An 18,183-nucleotide genomic window follows, 5' to 3' on the forward strand; every position below is an offset into this window, starting at 1 on the left:
AGTGAGAGGATTGCATGTCTTTAGGCAGCAAGCACATCGATATCTTGGTAGGCCATGACTTGATCCCCAAGGCCTTAAACTAGTTGACTCACAATGTGGGCACTTGCGTAAAGTCGCCTTAATAGTTAACACTTCTTCAGTGGAGGTCTCACAATCATCAAGGGTATGATGAAGACGCTGTCGCTGACTGGGGGATAACTGTTTAAGCTGTTGTAAGAAAGGGATAAATTGTTGTTCATTCATGAGTGTAACCCGGTATCGTTATTCACACATGTATTAAGTATGGTAGATCTACAACAGCTAACTAAGACATAGCCTTTTTTTTGTCTGTTGACTGCCGTAAATCTTTGTTCTTTTCTTTGGCGGATGGATATTTTTGAGCATTAAAGGCTAAACTTATCAGGATCTGTTTTAACGGCTGGGGCTCTTTTAAAAATAAGTCTGCTCTGCGTGTCCGGTTATATGATGAAGAGGCTGATAATGAAGAATAAGATAAATATGCTGATTTTTATCAGCAGTACAGTACTGTTCGTACCCAGTGTGCTAAGCGGCTGGTTTGATAGTGTCACAGATATTTTTGCAGAAAAGGACACTGAAGAGATAACTAAAACTCTAAGTCAGTCCAGTGAATTAAGTGTTGATGAAATTACTGAGGCATTTAAGCAGTCTCTGCAGATAGCCTCTGAAAATGTTGTCAGTCAGCTTGGTGCTGTTGATGGATTTAATGCTGATTCTGCAGTTCATATTCCCCTGCCTGAGGAGCTGCAGAGCGTAAAATCGATATTGGACAAGGTTGGTCTGGCGAGTGTCGCCGATCAACTTGAACTAAAACTAAACCGTGCGGCTGAGGCTGCAGTTCCGAAGGCCAAAGCACTGTTTCTTAACTCCGTGAAAGAGATGTCATTTGCAGATGTTCGCGCTATTTATAACGGCCCCGATGATGCGGCAACAAAATACTTTCAGGTCTCAATGTCTGACTCATTAAGTAAGCAGATGAGACCGATTGTAGAGAATAGTTTAGCGGAAGTCGGCGCAGTACAGGCCTATGATAATGTCATGGCTGATTATCAGAATATTCCCTTTGTGCCGGATGTAAAATCTGATTTAACTAATTATGTTGTTGATAAAGGCATGCAGGGAATATTTTACTATATTGCTGAGCAGGAAGCTGCCATTCGCGCGGATCCGCAAAAACAGACAACAACTCTGTTGAAAAAAGTGTTCGGCGTAGAGTGATACGTTTTGACTGAAAAACATCACTGACATAGTTTTCTGACTCGAAACTCTTTTATTACTTTGCCTCCTTATTAACGGCTTAATACTGCTGTTTGCCGGGCTTGACACAATTTCCATCTCAGCTGATACTTTTATGTGTTGGCTGAATTATTCATAAAACCACCTGCTTTTCCTTGTTCTGCTTCCCAAGCCGGTGTCTGATAGAGCCCCTTTAGATAACATGGTTAAAATACTTCGAGCTGATCTGTAAAAGTGACAACAGTTAATTTCAAGTGAGATAGTTAATGAAAAAAATAATTTTAGTCTTTTTTATTTTACTTGGAATGCTTACTGCTGCCGGTCACTGTGCTGCTGAAACGATTAAAGTAGGCGGTTATTATTTCCCTCCTTTTGTCGATAAAAACGATAAAAATCAATATATTGGTCTTGCAATTGACCTGATAAAAGAGATGAATTCTTTTCAGGATAAGTTTCACTTTCAGTTCGTGCCGACTTCACCTAAAAGGCGCTATTCTGCATTTGAGCAGAAAGAATTTGATTTGATAATGTTTGAAGATTTAGCCTGGGGCTGGAAAAACAAGGAGCTGGCCGCTTCAAAGGTGATTTTACAAGGGGGGGAAGTGTATATCACTAAAGCAGAGCCGTTTAAAGATCAAAGTTATTTTGATAGCCTCAAAGATAAATCTTTTGCAGTTATTCTTGGTTATCACTATGGCTTTGCTGGTTTTAATGCCGATGAAAAATTCCTTAAAAAGAATTTTAAAATCAAATTGAATACTGCGCACAGCAGCAATATTAAGGTGATTTTATCCGGTAGAACTGATATTTCGGTAGTCTCTCTCTCTCTAATTTAAACCGTTATTTTAAACAAAATCCGGAAAAAAAAGAGATGCTGTTAGTCTCCGAAAAATTTGATCAGCAGTATAATCATCGAATTCTGCTGCGAAAAGGTGCGCAGATTGATGTGCTGCAAGTGAATACCTTATTAACCCAGATGGACAATGCAGGTATATTATCGCGTATATGGGAAAAATATGGAATTGTTTCTCCTGTTAACAACCCGTAACTGTCCTTTTGTGCTGCTGTTCCTGTTTTGATACGGGTGAAATAGTAGCAGTCCGCTTAATATTATGATCTGTTTTAGGGAAGTGAGGCTTCAGCCTCGTTTCTTGTATAGCGCTTTCCTATCCGGCAGATTAATTCTGCCGACTCTCCCTTTATCTCCTCAAGCAGACTGTATTTGTATTGTTAAATAATATAATTTATTGAAATATTATTCTGACATTCCTCTGCTTTTTGGTTATTCCTGTGGGAATAATTAATATTCCAAATTACTTATTTTGAACGGTTAATATTTGTCCATCATAAAAATGAGACAGCTGCTCTGGCTCATTTATTGTTTTAACTTATTAGATGCTGGATTGAAGAAATGATAAAAAAAATATTTGCTCTGCTTACCTATTTTTTGCTTGCCGCCTGTAACAGTGATTCCGGGGATGATAATCCCGGAGGTGGAGGTCCTGGCGGCGGCCCTGGTGATCCTCAGTTAGAACGAGTTGTCATAGCAGCCTCTGAAGATGCAACTTTTATGATCGGCTATTCTGAACTTACCCTGCCGGTGGGCGTAATGCGATCCTATACAGCTACCGCACATTACTCTGATTCAACCACTGAAGATGTGACAGAGTCTGCGGTTTGGATTAGTAGTGAAAAAGATATTCTGGAAAGCTTCGGCAATGGTAATTTTAGAACCGTTAACGCGGGTGAGTCTAAGGTAGCTGCGATGTTTGACTCTAAGAACAGTAATGAAAGGCCGCTAACCGTTATTGATGCAGAGATCGACACTATTACTATCACGCCAGAAATTGTTGAGCTGGCAAAAGGTACCACGCTGCAGTTTAAAGCCTTTGCTGCTTTTGTAGAAACAGACGCATTACTGGATGTCACTAAGGAGCAGTTGTGGGTAAGTGGAGATAAAGACTTACTTAGTATTGATAATACAGGTTTGGCTGCGGCAAAGCATAATCAGGGGGATGTAACGGTTACTGCTTACAGTGTGCGCAATGGTATAGAGTCTAAAGCTTTAGTAACACTGACTCATGGTGGTGAGGATGGCTCAAGACATGCTTATGTTACGCCAAATCAGGCTGAGATGCCGGTTGGTTATAACCTGCAGCTTGATTTATGGGTATATACAATTATAGGAGGTCATGTAGACCATAGTACAAAAAATGAATTTACAGACTGGAGCAGCAGTGATTCATCGGTGGCCTCTGTGGTTGATCGTAATGCTGACAATCCAGGCCTAGTAGCAGCTAAGGCTCCAGGTTTAGTTGAGATCACCGGCTCTTTTCAGGGAGCACATACGAGTAATATTATTGTTAATCATGAAGTCTTAGAAGATATTTATATTCTGCCCAAATTACCGGCGACTTCTGGACAGCAGTTTGATGATGAGTTGAACCCACATATTCCAGTTGACCTGAATTCTGCACTGTCTGCGAAAGGTCTGTTCACCAATAACTTCATTTTTGATATCACTACGCAGGTCGTATGGGCAAGCAGTAATCCTGATGTTCTCTTAATCAACCAGGATGGAACATTTGAAACACTTAGTTTAGGGACTGTAACTCTGTCAGCAACTCGCGGAGATATCAGTAAAGAGATTATAGTAACGGTTGATGAAGCAAAAATAACAGATCTTGAGGTATATGCTGAATCGAATGAGTTACAGGTAGGTGATGAACAGAATTATTCTGCAACTGCGACTTATAATAATGGTTTTGTTACTGATGTAACTGACAAAGCACTTTGGGACAGTAGTGATGTTATAGTTGCTCGGTTTGATGCCAATCCAGAAAATGCGGGTATGCTTGAAGCAATTAGTGTGGGGCATACAACTATAAGGGCTAGCATAACTATTCGTGAAAATGGTAATGAGGAAATAGAGGAATCAGTTACCTTAAGTGTAATAGAATAGTGTGTCATGCCTCATTTTATACACCTGATTAATCAACTAAATTAACTCCTTCCTAATACCCCTCACTCGAGGGGTATTTTTTTGTCTGCTGCAAATAGATTACTGCGAATATCATTCAGCATAAACCTGATGGACAAATTCAGATGCTGGCTTCTGCTGCGCTTTCTGGGCAAAGCGCATAAAAAACAAGCCTGTCAGGCAGAACAGTGCAGATGCGCCGAATACTGCATAATAACTAATATACTCAGCGATCAGGCCGACCATTAAGCTGCTTGATAACCCGCTTAACATCAGACTGTTATTAAACAGGGTCGAGGCCATGCCCATCTGTTTTTTCATCATATCCTGTACAACCACCATACCCAGACTGGCATTGATTCCGATAAACAGCCCGTTAAACAGCTGCAGGAGCATAAAATGCCAGATCTGTTCGGCGAACAATAAGCCGCTGTAAAAAACAGTGCCGCTGATGCAGGCAATATAAATCAGGCGGGCTGATCCGATTCTAGGTGCTAGATAGCCAGCACTTAACATAATAGGAATTTCTATAAAAGCGGCAATCCCCATAAAATAGCCCACCCATTTAGCATCAAAGTTGAGCTCTTGAGTGATATAAAGACTGATTGAGGTGATATACATGTTGTTGGCGCTGAATACAAAAAACATACTGATTAAAAACAGCAGTACGCCTGAGATGTTAAGCCAGTTACCTGTCTGCACTGACTTTGGGGTCGACTCCGCTTTTTTTATCTGTATATCTGGAAGTCCCTTTAACACGGTAATAAATGCCGAGGCCGAGAAAAAACCGGCGATTAAAAAAGTCTGCTGAAAGCTGAACAGATCATTGATCAGAAAAGCTAACGGCGGGCCGATCACCCAGGAAAGCGCCATGGCTGCGCGCATCATGCTGACAAAGACTACGGCTTTATCACCCAGGTGCTTATCTGCGTAGCTCCGCCCCATAGTAAAAATCTGCGGTGCTGCTGCTGCATTTAATGACATGAAAAAAATCACCGCCAGCAAAGCCGTATAATAGTGCTGGGTCAGCGCTAATATAATAGTAGTGACCATAAAACCACACTGTCCGGTTAAGATGATACGTTTGCGGCTTAAACCCGCATCGGATTTTTTCGCAACAAATTGTGATACCAGAACGCCGCTTAGCACCATACAAGTCATAAAAAAACCCATGGTTAATGGCGAAACACCAAGTGCTTCAATTAAGTACAAACTTAATAACGGCGAAATAAATGACCCGCTTAATCCTGAAAACAGGCAGATTAATAAATAGATGCAGGGTTGTTTAGCAAGCAGCATGTTTTTATACCTTATTAAATGTATTCAAAAATAGAAATTGTGAGCAGCGCTAAGTTACTCTTTTCAAGTGAAGCAAGTGATTCGTTTTCGGCTGTTTATGATACTATCCTGTCATCTTTAATCTGAAAAATGATAATAGTCGTGAAACCAATTATTGAAAAAGTGAGTAATCGAAGTGATTTCGGCTGGCGGCTGCAGTATTACCACCGCTGTCCTTCTCGGTTCTGCTGGCATTATCATGCTGAATACGAGATTGTATTAAAGCGAGACTTCAAAGGCACCATGTTTGTCGGGGATCATATCGCCGAAGCCAGGCATAACACCCTGTTAATGTTCGGTCCGAAACTGCCGCATACTATTACTCACGATCCTGATTTCGACAATGACAATAACAGTGTATATATCTTGTGGTTTAGTCATGAGTGGATCAGCGGGCTGGTTAAGCGTTTACCTGAACTTGAGGGATTGAAATCATTATTAAACCGTTCGGTACAGGGGCTTGAGTTCGCAGAAGAGATCGCTGAAAAAATATTTCCTCTGCTGCAGGAGCATCAGGAATTCAGTTCGGCAATGGCAGTAAACCGTTTAATTGAAGTGCTGATTGTTTTAAGTGAAACTAAAAAAGTGCGCCTGTTAAATAAATACAGCCTGCCTGCGCTGCAGGAGAACCCCAAAGAGTTGAAGTTAGTTCAAAAAGTCTCTGAGTTTATTGAACTGAACTACCGTAATAATATTAAGGTAAATGATTTATGTAATGCCGTGCATGTCAGTGAAAGTACGGTTTACCGGCTTTTTGAACGCCATTTTGTATGTAGTTTTTCCAATCATATAAAAGAGTTTCGTATCGGCAAAGCCTGTGAGCTTCTGGTCAACAGTAATATCAGCATAGCTGCAATAGCGGATCAGGTGGGGTTTAGTAATCTATCTAATTTTAACCGCCAGTTTAAGCAGTGCAAGGCGATGACCCCCAAGCAGTTCCGGCTTCTGTTTGCTTAGTTAATTCATTATAGGCAGAGTTTTCACCGTGCTCAGCAGCTGCTTTAATATGCTTACTAACCATTTGTTTTTGGGTGAATCTTTTTGTGATGCTTTAAAAATTAATGACGCGGTAAATTTTATCTTGTCTGAGTGACGGGCATTTTTGTCCGGTATAAAACGGTAGGTATGATGCTCATGCATTAATTTATCTAATAATGAAAAATTATCTACATAGATAGTTGCCTTAGCTTCAGGGTCGATCAGTTTATAATAGTCAATATCTTCATTGAGATCCGGGACAATAAACTTAACAAATTCACCATTTTTATTGCCGACTAAGTCGCCGGTTGCACCTATTACTTTAAGCTGGGTTAATGTCTGCGGGCGGTCTTTTAATATATGGAAACCTATATCTACTTTGTCTTCTAATATTAACTTCTCACTCTCAGGGCTCCAGCGCTGCAGTTTTATCGGTGCCGCACTGTGTTTACGGATTTCGCGAATAATTTCAGTACCATGAGTGATTAAATACGGCTCAAGCATATGAATTGAGATACAGGTAATATTTGCGGGATTAAATTTATCCGGCTGTAATGAAGAGCTGACTAATTTTAAAGCGTCAATGAGTTTAGGTGCAATTTCATCTGCATAGCTGGTGGGAGTTAACTTTATACTGGTTCTGACAAATAAAGGGTCGTTTAACTCCTCGCGTAACTGCGCAAGCACTTTAGAAACATAGGATTGTGAGCGCCCCAGTTTCCGGGCTGCTTTGCTTGTTGAGCCGCACTGGTAGAGTGTGGCAAATACGCGTAATGCATTCAAATCCTTCATAAATATTCCTAAAATCCCGCCTGTTAGGAGCAAGTATATAACAGATTAAATAGATGGAATATTTAATATTCCCTTTTTGCCAGGGCAGATCTGTATTTTACGGCAGGGTTGAGTTATTGATACTTTGCGAGGATTGCCTGATAACGTCCGTCTGTTTTAAACTGCTGCAGGTGGTAATTAAAGTGCTGGATTAACTGGGAGTTTGTGCCTTTTTTTACCGCAATGTAGAGTTTTCCGATGTTGACCGGACGGGGAAGTGTATCTATTTGCCCGGCAATACCCATCTCTTTGATGGTTGTAATCCCGGGAAGTCGGTCATCAACAAACGCATCCGCTCGTCCCTCAATAACCAGGCGAAAATTTCGCTGTGCATCTCCGTGGACAGTTTGGAATTCGGAACGCTGTTTGGCCTGATCAAAAGCAGCTCCGTAACTCCAGCCTAATTTTACGGCGATAGTTTTGCCTTTTAAATCGGACATTGACAGAAAAGAAAAGGGACGGGCTTTATTAATAAAAAGCACCGCCTTGGAGTCGTGAAGTGAATCGGAATAGTCGAGTCTTAACGCTCTCTCTTCGGTTTTGTAGATACCGATAACAATACCCTTTCCTTCGTAGGTATGTAATAAAGCACGTTTAAAGGGCAGGATGATGACATTATATTCAACTTCCATTTCATCAAAAAGGGTTGTAACAATATCAAAATACAGACCTTTAGGCTGATTATCTTCAGCGTAGGAAAGAGGTGGAGCTCCGGCATAAAAAATAAGGGTTTCTGCCGCCTGCAGTGTGCTTGAAAAAGAGATAAGCACAGCAAAAAGCATTTTTATAAATCTGGGCATCAACAGTTCCTGTTTGAATAATATCCATTATCTGTAAATTATAGTTTATTTAACAATGAAGCATTTCAACTAAAGCTGCTTTGTGCATTTTTACATATACTTAATACTGAAGCCGAGTTAATTACTGAATATTTTAAGTAATATATTAAAAACAGATGGGAGGCGGGGCTGGCGCTGTTAGAATATGGCTTTTGATGCATTACCTGTGTAAAGAAAAATAAGGATTAAAATGGGATTTCTTAAGAAAATAACAGGGTTGTTCAACAGCAGTGAAAGTGAGACTGGAGCCGCGGCTTTTCCGAGTGAAGAATATAAGGGATTTATTATTACACCTCAGCCGAAGAATGAGTCAGGCCGGTTTTATCTGGCTGCTTTAATTGAGAAACCCGCTGCACAAGGGCAAGTACCTAAACAGCATTACCTGATCCGCTCTGATACTTACGCTAGTGCAGAACAGGCCGCTGAGTTTTCCTTATCTAAGAGCCGGGTTTTTATTGATCAGGTCGGTGATGATATGTTTACTAAGTGAGTTAATATCCTCTGCTTTTTGTTGTTAATTTTATTGGTCTTTTTTAAAATATTGTGTTTTTTGTTTATGGTGTTTCGGAGTTTTCTTGATTTATAACGTATTATTTTTACTGGCTGCTGTTTTTTTAACTGTCGGGCAGTCGGCACAGGCAGTGCCTTTATTACAGCTCAAATTAGAAAGTGATTTTTCTGCAGCATTTAAAAAAGAGATGCGCTCAGGTGATATACCCGGGGCCGCTTTTGCTATTGTTCGCGGCGATCAGGTTTCAGCTATGCAGACCTACGGTATCAGAGGTAAAAAATCCCCCCAGGCTGTTAATCCGCAGACAGTATTCAGACTAGCTTCAGTATCAAAAACATTCTCCGCAGAGCTGGCCGCGCTGATGGTTGAGCAGAATAAATTTTCCTGGAACGATCCTATTGTTGAGTACATCCCGGAGTTTAAGCTTAAAAAAGCCGGACAGGCTGAAAATATAACTATCAAACATATACTTAGTCACAGCAGCGGCTTAGTACCAAATGCCTTTGATGGTTATTTAAAAGGGCGGTTTATATTTAGCAAGGTGATTGAAAAATTTTCTGTTCTAGAGCCGGCCTGCTCTGCAGGTAAATGTTACGGTTATCAGAATGTATTATTCAGTTTTATTGAAGAAGTGGTCGAGCGTAATACGGGAAAAACCTACGAAGAGGTGATGCAGGACAGGATCTTTACGCCTCTGAAAATGGTTAATGCCAGTGTTGGTTATGATGCTTATCAGGATACAGAAAATAAAGCTTATCCGCATATTACCGTCAGCCGACGCGGGCCCTGGCATCAGGTAAAGGTTAACCCTGATTTTTATAAAGTCGGAGCTGCAGCCGGTGTGAATGCCAGTATTGAGGATATGAGCAAGTGGCTTACTGCACAGTTAGGTAATACCCCGGAAGTTATTTCAGAACCCCTTTTAAATACAGTCAGGGAGCCGGTTGTGCGTACGGTTAAAGATTTACGCCGCAGAAGCTGGAGGGGACTTATTGATGATGCACATTACGGTATCGGCTGGCGGGTATATCAGTATAAAGATGATACCTTATACCTGCACAGCGGCTGGGTGCAGGGGTTTAGAGCGCTGATTGCTTATTCTAAAGACAAACAGATAGGTTTAGTTTTACTGGCTAATGCAGAGTCCCGCAGCGTAGACAGCTTAAGCATTAAGTTCTGGCGTTTACTGCTTGCTGAGCCCGATAGTTTAATTCCCTATAAGGCGGCTAACCCGGCACCGGCAGCTGGTCCGTTGTGGAGCCGTAAGCTGGCGTTTTTTGATTTAGATTTACAGAATTTATAGCCGCACAAAAACTGTTTTTTAGTTCGCATAATTAGGACCTGTTGTTTGCGTAGAACAATTATTTTGCTGTTGATCGTATTTTTGGCGAATGTATAGCTCGTTAATATTCTAAGCTGCACTACAGTTTATTAAGCAAAAGTATATATGTGTTAGCTGGATACAAATGTAACTTACTGTTAATAAACGAGGAAGTGAATCGTGCGAGAAAACCTGTCCACCGCTTTTTATGATGCTATGTTTGGTGCAGCTCATCTTGGTACTGAGATGAATAAGCTTGAGCAGAAAGCACTGCAGAATGTACGCGATATTTTAAACAATCGTGATGCGTTGAGTACTCAAATTCCAGCCCTTCCCGTTGTTCTGCTTGAATTGATTAGTGTGTTAAAAGATGAAAATACTGATTTTATGGCAATTACACAGGTGATTGAAAAAGATCCCTCTTTAGCGGTTGAGGTATTAAAAGTCGCTAACTCGGCATTGTATTTTCGAGGAGACGGGGAATTAACCTCTTTACGCAAAGCGGTCTCTTTATTAGGGGTAGCCGGCGTTGCTAATATCACAACAACGATTCTGGTTGAAAAAATACGCCCTGCAAAACCTATCTATTATCGTATGTTCGGCAGGCAGATCTGGTGTCATTCAGTACAGTGTGCATTTTTATGTAAAGCGATTGCACTTGAGAATGAGATCGATGAGTTTGATGCCTATTTTCTTGGTCTGATCCATGACATAGGTAAAATCATAATATTTAACTGTTTATGTGACGCATTAAGTACCGAGTTACCTGATGATCAACCCGGCAGTTTAGTTTTCAAAGAATTAATGTCTGAAATGTCTGCCGATATCTCTTTCTTTATTGCACAAGAGTGGCAGTTACCCCGGCTTTACTGCGATGCCCTGCAAAGCCAGCGGCTAAAAGGAGACAGTAGTTTAGCTGCGGTTTTATATAAAGGAAATCTGCTTAGTGAACTCTATTTAATGGTTAAAAAAGGGCAGTTAGAGCAGCCTTTCGTGAATAAAATACTAGAACGAATTAGTGTCGCTGAAGATATATGGCAGGAGTTTATAGATCTTGCGCCAAAAATTGAAACAAGCGTGCAGTAAGAGTTAATTTATTGCGAAGGGGGTCTGCCGCCGTTATTTCTCAATATTATCTATCAAACAATATTTCTGCCATGGTATTTCCACCTTCTCCTGTCCGCTCAATACATTAATACTGCTCTACATAAATACCTGCCTGCTGGAATTCCTGTAAGTCGTTAAAAAATAGACAATGATATGCGCATCAGAAAAGTTACAGCGCACATTTTTTGAAAAAAAATTCAGCAGTCCAATAATTTAATTGGCAGTTCCCTAAATTTTAGCTGCGTTTAAAATATCACAAAATCATCCAATACAATCCGCAGGTGTCCTGGATCTGATAAATAATGACTTCTTGAGATTATTTTCCCTTACTGCTCAATCAATAGTTGAGACTGCCAGACCTGTTGTAGCGGTTTTAAAGGATCCTGCCTCCCTTTTTATTCTCTATTTTGCAGGGCATATGATCTGATATTGAACAATAGTTCGGTTTTTTAGATTAAGAACAAATGAAAATAGCAGAAACATATGCCGCAGAAAAAGTGTGACTTAAATGGTTGATTTTGAGGCTGCTGTTTAATCTGCTTAAATAAGAAACAGAAAAAATAATCGCTAGTCTGTCTTACAGTATTGATATAACCGGCCCATAGAACCCAAGTGTGAAATATCTCCGGGTCATTGAAATGTCAATGAATAAGCGTGATTAGATTAGGCTGTTTTTTATGTTTTATATTACTTCATAAAACGGTCTTTTATAACAAATCATAATCAATCACATGTATCGCATCAAAAACTCATCAATCTCACTAACTTGTTGATACTATTGCTTTGTTTTGTGGCGTTTTAAGTGTTTTTTTATTAATTTAAGTCACTTAAAAAAGGATCTTAAATTATTCGTCTGATCACAATAAATCAATATAAGTAAGTGTAAAGTGCGTCCGCCTAGAACATGTAACGCCATGTTTTATGATTAAAGTTTGATTTTGGGCGGGTTGTTTACGGATTTCGTTTTAAGGGAACTATTAAATACAGCCGCTGAGAAAATGCTGATTAACAGATAAGAAGTGTTTCTTATGCAGTGGATGATAAATAAAAACATATGTCCAATATTAATCCATATGTTTACGGCTATTTTGCTGATGCGCTCTAAAGAACTGTCTGAAAGTACTCATTAATCAAGGTTATAGATATACAACCAATAAACGAAATTACTGATAAGTAATCACATTAACAGCCTGTTACTTTAAAAGCAGGGTGTTTTATATAAGGATAAGAAATGAAAAAAAATGCGCTGGTCCTATCAATTTTTGCCGCTCTATCATTCACTGCTCAAGCGGAAGTTGTTCTTGGTAAAACCATCATGGATCTTCAAGGTGATTCTTGGTTCTCACCCTATACAGATCCGGCTAAGGGTAAATATATCTCAGATGAAACCTTTGTAGTTGAAGGGCTGGTTACCGCTGTTCAAACAAAAAAATTAGGGGGCGACTTACCCGTTGGTTTCTTTATTCAGGATAAAGACGGCGACGGTAACCCGAATACTTCGGAAGGTATCTTCGTTGAAGGTACCTACGTTGATGGAGGTATCTTAGGTCTGAACGTTGGCGACGAAGTAGCAGTAACAGGTAAAGTTAAAGAGCATTTTAGCTGGACACAAATTGTAGGACCTGAAGCAAAAGTAGGCCCTGCAGTAAACATACTAAGCAAAGGTAATGAGTTACCGGAAGCACGGGTAATCCGTGCTCTGGAAACAGATGAAAACTTCAGTTTTACACTTGAACGCCATGAAGGCATGCTGGTTACATTTGCTAAAGAATCTGATATGCGTGTAACACGTACCTATGGTTACGACTACGGCCCATATCGTAATAATATGGTTGTTGCTAACGGACGTGTTAATCAGCATCCTAATCAGTCAAATGTTCCCGGGAGCAAAGAAGCTGCGGAGCAGACTAACAGTAACAAAGATAAAAGGGTGATTGTTGAATCATTTAACAAAGCGCCTAACGGTGTTGTCCCCTGGTACCCTGATTTCGGCCGCACGGATATAAACCAGGACGGCTCTACGGAAGATTACATCCGCATTGGTGATCGAGTAGAAGGGCTGGAAGGGGTACTGACCTATTCCTACAATGATTACCGCTTATTTGTTACCAACGAAGCAGACCAGAATACTTTTGTCCGCGAAGGTTCAGATCGAAGCGAGGCTCCTGTTCTTAAAGAGGGAGATCTGCGTGTTGCTACATTTAATGTGCTTAACTACTTTAACTCACCGTTCGGCGGCGATCAGAATCCAACTAATTCAAACCGCGGCGCCACAACTGCAGATGATTTCGAACGTCAGGCTGCTAAAATTGTGAATGCAATGACTGCACTCGATGCAGATATTCTTGGTTTAATGGAAATCGAAAACAACGGTTTTGGTGAAAACTCTGCTGTGGCCGATCTGGTTAACCGTCTTAATGAAAAACTTGACGAAGCTGATCATTACTCAATATCTGAGCCTGACAGTGAGGAATTGACAAACGGGTTTATCGGTACTGATGCCATCACTACGCAGGTGATTTTCAAAGCATCTAAAGTCAGCCTTGATACGGTACGCGTGATTCAGATGCCGGAACAGCATGCCGGCCCTGTGACTATTAAGATAAAAGGTAAAGACAAAACTATCAGCGGCAGCAGTTATATGCGAAATGCTGTTACGCCGACGTTCACTATTGCTGGTTCAGATGAAAAACTAACGGTTTCAGTTAACCACTTTAAATCAAAAGGCTCTGCCTGCTGGGAAGATTATGCACTGCAGGACGGCGGTGATCCGGATCTGCAGGGCTCCTGTGAAAACTTTCGTGTATCCGGGGCTTACCAGCTGGGTCAAGTGATGGCGACTATTGACGGTCATAAACTGATCCTTGGTGATTTAAACTCCTATGCTAACGAAGATGCGATTATGGTGCTTACTAACCGTGATAATGCGCCGGCAGACTATGTGCTTAAAGCCGCACGCAGCACTTTTATTGGTGATCAGCCTTTACATGGTGAAGACGGGGCGGTTATTACAGAGTCTTACGGTTATACAAATGTCATTAAGGATCTGCATCCTGCTTCGCATAGTTATTCTTACGGTGATGAAGTCGGGACTCTGGATTATATTTTAGCGTCAGCATCGCTTAAGAGTATGGTTGTTGACGGTATGGACTGGAATATCAACTCATCTGAATCAACGCTGTTTGAATATCCGTCAAAATATTCAGGTGATATGCCTAAGTATAATGATGCTTACAGCTCTTCTGATCATGATCCTGCCATTGTTGTGCTTAACTTCGGTCTTAATATTGATCCTGAGCCGGAAGTAACACCGGATCTTCCTGCTAATGTAGAGCTGCCACTGGATGCACCTGCCGTTCCTTCCGGTATAAAATCCGGTGAAGCATTTAAGGTTTCTTTAAATATGCTTGAAGCTTCCAAAAATGCATCAGATAAGCTGCTTGTTGGAGATATTGCTTCAGTTATTATAAATGACGAGGTTAATAAGCATTCGGTTAAGCTGAGCAGTACACAGCAGAAAATACTTGCGGCTGCTGATTTTGAAGCGGGTTATACTGTTTTTGAAATCAGCGGGTTAGAAGCCGGTGATTACACCATGCGTAATATCATTACTGATGCTTCGGGTAAACAGAAATTTGCTGATCAGCCGCTTGTATTTTCTGTTACTGATTCAGTTGACAGCAATGTAACACCGGAAGAAAAAAGCGGTGGTGCAGCAGGTCTATGGGCTTTAGCGGGACTGTTTGGTTTTGCTTTTGTTCGCCGCAAGACAGCGAAATAATCACCCTCTGATTTAATTTTAATTCCAGTCAGTTAAAAGCTGGCTGGATACTTCATTATAAAGGTATTTCCTTATTTTAATTTTTACACCCCGGAAACATAACCAGTATTCTTCCTTTATGAGGAGAATGTGCGTTTAGCTTCCATTCATTTCCATATTACCTAACAGATTGTTTTTTATATTGATTAATTAATAAAACTTCATATTGCCTTGCAATGCAACCGCTTGCACGATATGGTTGTTTTAAGAAAACAGGCTTAAGTGCTGCATTAACAGGTCATATAGATAACTATTTGCCGGCTCTAGCAATCATAATAATGTAACCGGTTGCATTTCCTGTTTAAAAAGTTTGAGCAGATGCCCTGCGTGAAGAGAGCTTCTACTGAATAAGCTGGGCGTCATCCATTGCATAAGTTTTATTGATTTTCGTATATATAGCGAAATATAATTTTTTAGTATTATTAAGGGGTTAATAATGTCATATGAAAAAACAGAGCAGTTCCCAAAAGATTTTTTGTGGGGGGCTTCAACTTCGGCTTATCAAGTTGAAGGTGCATGGGATGAAGACGGTAAAGGCCCGTCGGTTATTGATATGGCTAATGTTGTTGCAGGAACAACAGATATTAAAGTGACCAGTGATCATTATCATCATTACAAACAAGACGTAAAACTATTTTCTGAACTGGGTTTAAAAGCCTATCGTTTCTCAATTGCCTGGACGCGTATTTATCCGCAGGGAGACGGCGAAATTAATATGAAAGGCATTGAGTTTTACAATAACCTGATCAATGAACTGCTTGCTTACGGCATTGTGCCCATCGTCACTATGTATCATTTTGATTTACCTTATGCCCTTGCTGAAAAAGGCGGCTGGTCAAATCGTGCCACGGTTAATGCTTTTGCCGATTTTAGTAAAACTCTGTTCGAATATTTCGGCGATCGTGTTAACTACTGGTTAACCATTAATGAGCAGAATATGATGATCCTGCACGGTGATGCACTTGGTACTTCAAGCTGTACTGATGTTGAAAATCCGCTGCAGGATCTCTATCAGCAGAATCACCATATGTTATTAGCACAGGCCAAAGCTATGGTGCTTTGCCATGAGATGCTGCCGGCGGCTAAAATTGGTCCAGCACCTAATATCTCTTCTATCTATCCTGCATCTTCTAAACCTGAAGATGTTTTAGCGGCAAATAACTGCTCTGCAATCCGTAACTGGTTATATTTAGATATGGCGGTTTACGGGCGTTACAATAATATTGCCTGGAGCTTCCTTAAGCTGCGTAATGCACTGCCTGATATTGCAGACGGAGACATGGCAGTTATGGCCGCTGCAAAACCTGACTTTATCGCTTTTAACTACTACTCAACACAAACGGTTGCCGCTAGTACGGGTAAAGATGATAAAAACTCCACGGGAGATCAGCAGATAGTGGTGGGTGAAGAGGGCATGTATAAAGGTGCTTCTAATCCTAATCTGAGTGTTAATGAATTCGGCTGGGAAATTGATCCCGTTGGTTTCCGTAATACCTTTCGCGAAATATATGAGCGTTATGCACTGCCGCTTATTGTTACTGAAAACGGTCTGGGGGCCTTTGATAAAGTGGAACAGGACGGCTCAATTAATGATGATTACCGCATTGAATATTTAGCTCAGCATATAGAGCAGATTCAGCTCGCTGTTAACGATGGTGTCGAAGTATTCGGCTACTGCCCCTGGTCTGCAATCGATTTAGTCAGTACCCATCAGGGCTGTTCAAAGCGTTATGGTTTTATTCATGTGAATCGTGACGAGTTTGATCTTAAGGATCTGCAGCGTTCTAAGAAAAAAAGTTTCTACTGGTATCAAGATTTAATTAACAGCCAGGGTTGTTAATTCATCTTAACTCACCTTAGCTGTTTTTAAGGTGAGTTATTTTATTTTTTTTAAAAAGGCTGAAATTATTTATGGCGACTATGCAGGATGTTTCCCGCAGGGCCGGTGTGGCTGTTTCTACCGTTTCCCGGGTATTAAACGGCACCGCTAAAATTTCACAGGCGACTAAAGATGCAGTTTTTCAAGCGGTTGAAGAACTTAATTACCGTCCTAATGTATTAGCACAGTCGCTTTCCAAACAGCAGACCAATACTATCGGGCTGGTGATCCCCCGCGGTGCCGCCGTTTCTCAGTATCTTTCGCAGCTGATTGAAAAATGCCAGGAGACAGCAGATCAAAACGGTAAATTTCTGCTTATCTCTCAGGCCTTCAACCAGCCGGACGGCGCTGTGCAGTCTATTCGCGCTTTGGTGGACCGGCGCTGTGATGCGGTTCTGTATTATCACAACTCCTTTTTTGAGCAGAATAATCTGAGTGAAGATGTTTTAAGTGATTTAATTGATGAGTTTCAGGTGCCGCTGGTGGTGATCAACCGGCAGTTACCCAGACACCCGAATCATAGCGTCTGGTTAGATAATGTAAAAAATGCTTCACTGCCCGTTGAATATTGTTTAAAACAGGGGCATCAGCGTATTGCTTATATTGCCGCGCCGCTAAAGCAGAAAACCTCTCAGGATCGTCTGCTGGGTTACCAGCAGGCTCTGGCTGCATACGAGCTTGAAGTTGATCCTCTGTTAATAAGTCAAGCGGAGCGTTCTTATCAAGGTGGTTATCAAGCCTGCCGGCAGCTATTACAAAACAGCACTGATTTTACCGCTCTTTGTTGTTTTAACGATCAGATGGCGATTGGTGCCCTGAAAGCCTTACATGAAGCGGGATTATCAGTCCCTGAAGATGTATCCCTGTTTGGTTTAGACAATGAAGATATTTTAGATTTCTTTGAACCTGGAATCAGCTCAGTTTCTCAGCCAACCCATGAATTTGTCACTCACGCGATGCAGTTATTACTGGCTCACCTTACTAACTCCCCTGTACCAGACAGCCGCCACAATGCATTTTCAGGCCAGCTGGTTTTACGCGGCTCTGTGCGTAGTTTGAATAATAAAAGCTAAAGCGGTTTAGGTTATCCTGCTTTCTGTTTGAAATAGATTTAGAATTTGAACTCGATTTGCTCGTTGTTTGCTGCTGCATTGCTCTGTCAAAACAAAATGTTTTTTCCACTGCTGTATTGACTGATTTTTGACTTGTAAGCGATTTATGTTCAATAAAGTCAATTTTCCTTGTCGGAATTGTCAACTTACAGTATAATTAACTGTTTTTTTTGTGCTTATTTGTTTACATACTGATCAAGGATGGATCATTAG

At 40.8% G+C, this 18,183-nt stretch carries 15 protein-coding genes; 11 read left to right on the forward strand and 4 right to left on the reverse strand.

Annotation, left to right across the window (positions count from 1 at the left end; translation table 11 throughout):
- The coding region (locus G337_RS28890; RefSeq protein WP_425414430.1) for a transposase-like zinc-binding domain-containing protein at window positions 1–243 on the reverse strand (243 nt) is incomplete at its 3' end.
- Between the two features lie 237 nt (window positions 244–480).
- On the opposite strand from G337_RS28890, the gene G337_RS0110140 reads away from it, so the two are divergent.
- From G337_RS0110140 to G337_RS0110155, 4 genes are all read left to right on the forward strand, one after another.
- A complete protein-coding gene (locus G337_RS0110140) occupies window positions 481–1,236 on the forward strand; it encodes a DUF4197 domain-containing protein (protein WP_028863787.1) in 756 nt (251 codons plus the stop codon).
- Window positions 1,237–1,520: 284 nt separating this feature from the next.
- Window positions 1,521–2,090 (forward strand): substrate-binding periplasmic protein, encoded by a 570-nt coding sequence (locus G337_RS0110145; protein WP_028863788.1) that lies wholly within the window; start codon window positions 1,521–1,523, stop codon window positions 2,088–2,090.
- Between the two features lie 35 nt (window positions 2,091–2,125).
- A complete protein-coding gene (locus G337_RS28595; protein WP_157619268.1) occupies window positions 2,126–2,302 on the forward strand; it encodes a hypothetical protein in 177 nt (58 codons plus the stop codon).
- Between the two features lie 363 nt (window positions 2,303–2,665).
- A complete protein-coding gene (locus G337_RS0110155; protein ID WP_028863789.1) occupies window positions 2,666–4,216 on the forward strand; it encodes an Ig-like domain-containing protein in 1,551 nt (516 codons plus the stop codon).
- 111 nt (window positions 4,217–4,327) lie between these two features.
- Here the strand turns inward: G337_RS0110155 and G337_RS0110160 are convergent, their stop codons facing one another.
- Window positions 4,328–5,533 carry a sugar efflux transporter gene (locus tag G337_RS0110160; RefSeq protein ID WP_028863790.1) on the reverse strand — a complete coding sequence of 402 codons (1,206 nt, stop codon included), beginning with the start codon at window positions 5,531–5,533 and terminating at the stop codon, window positions 4,328–4,330.
- A gap of 141 nt (window positions 5,534–5,674) precedes the next feature.
- Here G337_RS0110160 and G337_RS0110165 point away from each other — a divergent pair, with 141 nt between their 5' ends.
- The gene (locus tag G337_RS0110165) at window positions 5,675–6,529 is read left to right on the forward strand and encodes a helix-turn-helix transcriptional regulator (RefSeq protein ID WP_028863791.1); all 855 of its coding nucleotides are present in this window, start codon (window positions 5,675–5,677) and stop codon (window positions 6,527–6,529) included.
- On the opposite strand, the gene G337_RS0110170 is transcribed toward G337_RS0110165, so the two are convergent.
- Entirely contained in the window at window positions 6,530–7,342 is an 813-nt protein-coding gene (locus G337_RS0110170; RefSeq protein WP_028863792.1) for a LysR family transcriptional regulator, read from the reverse strand.
- A gap of 113 nt (window positions 7,343–7,455) precedes the next feature.
- On the reverse strand, window positions 7,456–8,181 hold the full coding sequence (locus G337_RS0110175; RefSeq protein WP_028863793.1) for a substrate-binding periplasmic protein: 726 nt from the start codon (window positions 8,179–8,181) through the stop codon (window positions 7,456–7,458).
- A gap of 229 nt (window positions 8,182–8,410) precedes the next feature.
- Here G337_RS0110175 and G337_RS0110180 point away from each other — a divergent pair, with 229 nt between their 5' ends.
- The 6 genes from G337_RS0110180 to G337_RS0110205 all read left to right on the forward strand — a co-directional run bounded on the left by G337_RS0110180 (window position 8,411) and on the right by G337_RS0110205 (window position 17,931).
- On the forward strand, window positions 8,411–8,710 hold the full coding sequence (locus tag G337_RS0110180; RefSeq protein WP_028863794.1) for an HlyU family transcriptional regulator: 300 nt from the start codon (window positions 8,411–8,413) through the stop codon (window positions 8,708–8,710).
- Window positions 8,711–8,795: 85 nt separating this feature from the next.
- Window positions 8,796–10,034 carry a serine hydrolase domain-containing protein gene (locus tag G337_RS26005; RefSeq protein WP_037027313.1) on the forward strand — a complete coding sequence of 413 codons (1,239 nt, stop codon included), beginning with the start codon at window positions 8,796–8,798 and terminating at the stop codon, window positions 10,032–10,034.
- A 198-nt stretch (window positions 10,035–10,232) separates the two neighbouring features.
- On the forward strand, window positions 10,233–11,138 hold the full coding sequence (locus tag G337_RS0110190; RefSeq protein WP_028863795.1) for an HDOD domain-containing protein: 906 nt from the start codon (window positions 10,233–10,235) through the stop codon (window positions 11,136–11,138).
- A 1,252-nt stretch (window positions 11,139–12,390) separates the two neighbouring features.
- Window positions 12,391–14,940 (forward strand): ExeM/NucH family extracellular endonuclease, encoded by a 2,550-nt coding sequence (locus G337_RS0110195; protein WP_028863796.1) that lies wholly within the window; start codon window positions 12,391–12,393, stop codon window positions 14,938–14,940.
- 475 nt (window positions 14,941–15,415) lie between these two features.
- Window positions 15,416–16,819, forward strand: coding sequence for a glycoside hydrolase family 1 protein (locus tag G337_RS0110200; RefSeq protein WP_028863797.1), 1,404 nt, complete (start codon window positions 15,416–15,418; stop codon window positions 16,817–16,819).
- 71 nt (window positions 16,820–16,890) lie between these two features.
- Entirely contained in the window at window positions 16,891–17,931 is a 1,041-nt protein-coding gene (locus G337_RS0110205; protein WP_028863798.1) for a LacI family DNA-binding transcriptional regulator, read from the forward strand.
- Window positions 17,932–18,183: the final 252 nt, after the last annotated feature.

This window comes from Psychromonas aquimarina ATCC BAA-1526 (genome assembly GCF_000428725.1).
GTDB classification, from domain to species: Bacteria; Pseudomonadota; Gammaproteobacteria; order Enterobacterales; family Psychromonadaceae; genus Psychromonas; species Psychromonas aquimarina.